The organism is Tamlana sp. 2_MG-2023, assembly GCF_030548465.1.
Taxonomy (GTDB): domain Bacteria; phylum Bacteroidota; class Bacteroidia; order Flavobacteriales; family Flavobacteriaceae; genus Pseudotamlana.
In genome coordinates, this window is sequence record NZ_JAUOSF010000029.1 from 1 (window position 1) to 5,175 (window position 5,175).

At 34.2% G+C, this 5,175-nt stretch carries 4 protein-coding genes; 1 reads left to right on the forward strand and 3 read right to left on the reverse strand.

Annotation, left to right across the window (positions count from 1 at the left end):
* The 3 genes from Q4566_RS16890 to Q4566_RS16900 all read right to left on the reverse strand — a co-directional run.
* Window positions 1–395 (reverse strand): nucleotidyl transferase AbiEii/AbiGii toxin family protein (locus Q4566_RS16890; protein WP_303423736.1); only part of this gene is annotated, 395 nt, incomplete at its 3' end.
* Between the two features lie 15 nt (window positions 396–410).
* On the reverse strand, window positions 411–896 hold the full coding sequence (locus tag Q4566_RS16895) for a DUF6922 domain-containing protein (protein WP_303423738.1): 486 nt from the start codon (window positions 894–896) through the stop codon (window positions 411–413).
* Window positions 897–1,255: 359 nt separating this feature from the next.
* A complete protein-coding gene (locus Q4566_RS16900) occupies window positions 1,256–1,477 on the reverse strand; it encodes a transcriptional regulator (protein ID WP_303423741.1) in 222 nt (73 codons plus the stop codon).
* 973 nt (window positions 1,478–2,450) lie between these two features.
* Between Q4566_RS16900 and Q4566_RS16905 the strand changes: the two genes are divergently transcribed.
* Window positions 2,451–5,175 (forward strand): SusC/RagA family TonB-linked outer membrane protein (locus Q4566_RS16905; protein ID WP_303423743.1); only part of this gene is annotated, 2,725 nt, incomplete at its 3' end.

The window sequence follows — 5,175 nt, forward strand, 5'->3', positions numbered from 1 at the left end:
TCCAATTTCATTGCGATAATCTCTTCAATTGAAGCCATACGAATCGTATCTACTATAATTGGAGGTTGTATGTATCGCTCTGTGTAAAAAAGGTCTAATTTTATGGTGTTGGCAGAATCCGGTCCAATAAAGTATGACTTACCCATGCCTACGGGAATGTTTTGAAGATGATCCAAATAGGGGAAGGAGGTCTTTAAAAAAGTTTCGATGCTATCAAAATCTATTGAACCATACGAGGCGTCACTAAATAAATCAATGTCGATTGATTCCCGATGTCCAATTTGTAGGCTTAGCGCTGTTCCTCCCACTAAACGAAAGTCTTCCAGTTCTTTAGCAGACATTAAAAACTGTAAGCAATCTTTTAGTAATTTATTTACCGTATTATAATATAACATGCGGTTAAAAAAGCTCTATTTATGAAAAGTCCGATAGTGTTTCCGTGTATCCGATTGTACGGCTGTTTTTATTTTCTTTGATCCGTAAAAGCGTCTAATTTCATTTTGTTCAGCTTCATTACCGCGCTCAAAAATCCGCTTAATAACCGCTTTGTATTGCCTATTCCAATCAATTTTGGACATATCTGTATCCCAAAACAATGATGTTCTTAAAAGATTGAGATTGGGTGTTGGATGATCTAATTTTTTAGTTTCTTGTTCTATATCGAAATACGTTTGCAATAGAGCTAAAGTGCCTTGTTCTAAATCTAATTGTTTTTCAATTTTTAAAGCTAGTGCAGTGTTTAAACTCCTTTTTCCTTTCGTTATAGCATTCAGAGTTTGAGGGTATTCATTTACAGATAGAGCAAAAGGACGCTTGCGGAGCAAACGCTTCTTAAGGAGGTGTTCAATAACAAACCCTGGGTGAATGCCTTTATATTTCTCTATTAAATGGTTCATGTAACAAATATAAACAAATTTGTTTATATTTCATGAAGGTGTAATGTAATATAAATAGCTTACAGTTAGTTGATAATGTGAAAATGGATAATTTAAAAATAACTTACCTAAACCTTAAATTTCTGTATAATTAAAATTTTTAAGGACTTATAATATGCTTTTTTTCTTCGGGTAAGCTTTTCTTCATGCTTAATAGTTTCATCAACAATGGCAAGAAGTTCTTCTCTTTGTTTTAGAATGAAAAATATTAAATCACAGGTTAAAGGTTTAAAAAAATTATTGAAGAAATTTTAGTAAAAATAGTGATATAGGTGAAACGAAGCCTTTAGTCCAAGGTTTATTGAATTAGTGGCTGAGATTTAGAAGCCAATTTCTTTAAAGAAGTCAGATAATTTTATACCTCTAGCTTCGCAAATTTTTTTTACAGTATATAGAGAAATTTTGTAATCTTTATCGGAATAAATTCTTCTTGCGGTTTTTTCATCTATATTATGATTTAACGCAAATTGAGTTTTAGCTTGATCATCCCCAATCCATTTCTTAGAAATATATTCACATATTTTTCTTTCCAATATTCTCATACAAACAAATTAAGTATACGCATATGAAAAAAACTCGGACAATTGTCCGAGTTTGAGATATTTTAATTATATTGCATATTAAATATTACATTTGCAATTCTTCAAATAGAAAATATTAGAAGCAATTGCTTTGAATCTCGTCCTTGAAAACTGGTAATTTTTGCAACGAGATGATAAGTAAGATGCTCACGTCTTTAGGCGTGGGCTCACTTATTGTTGCAGGGTATACCAGTGCCTCAAGGACAATTTGATGAGTTCCATGCCTTTTTTATGTCTTTAGGTTATAACTCACATTTAAGGTTGTTTTTTTTGTAATAAATTAACCTTGGGTTAATTGAGTATTAGTTTTTAATAAATGCCTATTGAAAAAAGTTAAAATATACAAAGGGTTAAAAATTATCAAAGCACAATTCAATGTTGAGCTAACGGTATATTTTATCCTTTTTCCTAAAAAACCAAAGTGCCCGATATAAGGTACTACTCGTTGCAGGAGTGACGTCATGAAAATTACTGGCAAAATGTATTAGCACATCCATATAATACATGGCCTATTTTGGTACACGAAAACTCTTTTCTCCTGTAATTCACGATTCCACATAATCATGGTATCCAGCCATGAAACGATATTCCTTAAGTATGAATTTTAATCCTTACTCAGGTAAGGTATGCTTTGTATTAACTAAAAAAAGATGCCTATGAGATAAACTTTTGAATTAGTCACTAAGTAGATCCGGGTAGTTTCAAACCTGATAAAAATAACCCTAACGGTTTAGTGGGGCTACCTGGTTATACAAAAAAAACAAGTATTAACTATAAAAACTATTATTTATGAAGCAACTCTATCCGATAAATATGGCTAAGAGTTCATTTACTGGTTTACAGTAAAATAAAAACCTCCTAAATAAACTTTTGCAGGGTCTATAGGAGGCTTAATTAATCAAACAACAGAATTGTTTAATTCAAATCCAAAATTATGAAAAAATTACTACTAGATGTTAAGATATCGCGTATATTCTTTATCTACTTAATTCTATGTATACCATTGCTTTCTCTACTGTTTTCAGTGGCACCCTCTAATCAGAGATTTATTGTTTCAGGTAAAGTTGAGGATGCTCAAGGCATGCCTATTGTAGGTGTGCATGTTATGTCTAAAAACACGACTATTGGGGTCGTGACTAATTTCGATGGGCACTATAAAATAGAAGTATACCCAAGCGATACGCTGATATTTTCAGCATTAGGTTTTAAATCACTGACCAAGGGCGTAAATAACCAAAATCAAATCAATGTTCAGCTTGAAGAAGACATTACTGAACTTGGTGAGATTATGATTAATGCCGGATATTACTCTGTGAAGGAAGAGGAGCAAATCGGTAATATCGAACGTGTAACCGCAAAAGATATAGAGACACAACCAGTAGCAAATCCTTTAGCTGCATTACAAGGTCGTATGTCTGGTGTGTATATTACACAACAGTCTGGCGTTCCTGGAGCTGGTTTTACGGTTCGTATTCGTGGTCAAAATAGTATCACAAAAGGGAATGACCCTTTTTATATTGTTGATGGCGTGCCCTATATTTCGAGTACCATAGCCTCATTAGGTACTGCCATAGTTTCAAGTGCTAACCCATTAAGTAGTATCAACCCCGCAGATATTGAAAGTGTGGAAGTTTTAAAAGATGCAGATGCCACAGCTATTTATGGATCTCGTGGCGCTAATGGTGTAGTACTTATTACTACTAAAAAAGGAAAAGAAGGAAAAACGGAGGTTTCCTTTAATTTACAGACAGGAGTCGGTTCGGTCGCTAATAGAATGTCTCTTTTGAATACGCCTCAATACTTGGAAATGCGTAAAGAAGCTTTTCAAAATGACGGTACAACTTCTAATGAAAATAATGCGCCCGATTTGCATGTATGGGATCAGAACCGCTATACAAATTGGCAAGATGAGCTTATTGGAGGCACGTCTTATATCACAGATTCACAAGTTAAAATATCAGGCGGGAATAGTCAAACACAATTTTTGTTTGGTGGCAGTACTTATAAAGAAACCACTGTTTTCCCAGGAGATTTTGATTATAAGCGTTTTTCAATGAATCTTTCTGTGAACTATACCTCTGAAAATAAACGTTTTTCAAGTGCTATGAATGTGATCTATAGCGATGAAAATAGTGCGCTTCCAGATGAAGACCTTACTTACGCAGCGCTAACCCTTCCTCCAAATCTACCCGAGTTAATAGATGAAAATGGCGATCTTATTTTTTACAGAGGATTGACCAATCCTTTAAGGTCAACTTTTCAAAGATTTGATGCTAATAATGCAACATTCATTGCTAATGCCCAAATTTCTTATAAGCTTTTAAAAGGTTTAAAGACTAAAGCTAGTTTGGGGTATAATTCAATATTTAGAGAAGAGAAGGAAATACGATCTAGAAAGGCAACAAACCCTTTGTCTTCAACATTACCTTCATCTGATTTTGCTGATGCCTCCGTAAACTCATGGATAATAGAACCACAACTAGAGTACAACTACAGTTTTGGGAGTTTAACTTTGCAAACTTTGGTAGGTGCAACGTTTCAGCAGCTTGATCAAAATAGTAAATCGTTAAGAGCTTCAGGCTATATTAACGATGCGATTATGGAAGATATTTCTGCAGCGGCCGATGTAGATGTATTAAATGCTGATATTTCCCAATATAAATACCAAGCGGTGTATGGTCGCGTCCATCTGGATTTTAAAAAACGGTATTTTTTAAATTTTACGGCAAGAAGAGATGGCAGTAGTCGATTTGGAGAAAATAATCGATTTGCAAATTTTGGAGCGGTTGGAGCAGCTTGGCTTTTTTCAAAAGAAAAACTATTTGAAAGTGAAAAAGGCATTTTTAGTTTCGGAAAGCTTAGAGTTAGTTATGGGAGTACAGGTAATGATCAAATTGGAGATTATGGATATTTAGATAGTTATTCACCTACTAGTTTTTCCTATCAAGGTGTTTCTGGTCTTTACCCAACACGTCTTAATAATCCGAATTTTGGATGGGAGCGTAATAAAAAGTTTGAAGTAGGGCTAGATTTAGGATTCCTAAGAGATCGTATAATGCTTTCAGGTGTGTACTATAATAACCAATCAGATAATCAACTTATAGGCCTTCCATTACCAACAAGTGTTGGCTATTCATTCTTGCAATCGAATTTAGATGCAACAGTAGAAAATAGGGGGTGGGAATTTAATTTAGAAACTACGAATGTAAACACAGCAGACTTTAGTTGGGTGTCACAATTAAATTTAACCATCTCAAATACTATACTTGTAAATTATCCCAATTTAGAAACCTCTGCATTTGCCAATAGGTACCGGGAAGGAGAAAGTATGTTTATACAGCCTTTATTTCACACTATAGGCGTGAATTCGGACACGGGAATTTATGAGTTTGAGGATGTTGATTCAGACGGTGTTATCTCAGCCCCTAATGATTATCAATTTTTACAGGAAGTTAGGCCAGAGTTTTATGGCGGTTTTTTAAACACCTTAAGCTATAAGCGTTTGTCCTTAGATTTCCATTTTCAATTCAGCAAACAACTAGGTGCAAATTATTTAAGCACATTTTTCTATGGTCCAGGTAATATGAGAAACCAACCTGAAGCCGTATTAGATCGCTGGCAAAATGTTGGTGATGAGGCTGATTTTCAAAAATTCACAG

Bases quoted from the DNA above. Each gene is read 5' to 3' on its own strand.
- Q4566_RS16895 (WP_303423738.1), bottom strand. From the start codon at position 896: ATGAACCATTTAATAGAGAAATATAAAGGCATTCACCCAGGGTTTGTT.
- Q4566_RS16900 (WP_303423741.1), bottom strand. From the start codon at position 1,477: ATGAGAATATTGGAAAGAAAAATATGTGAATATATTTCTAAGAAATGG.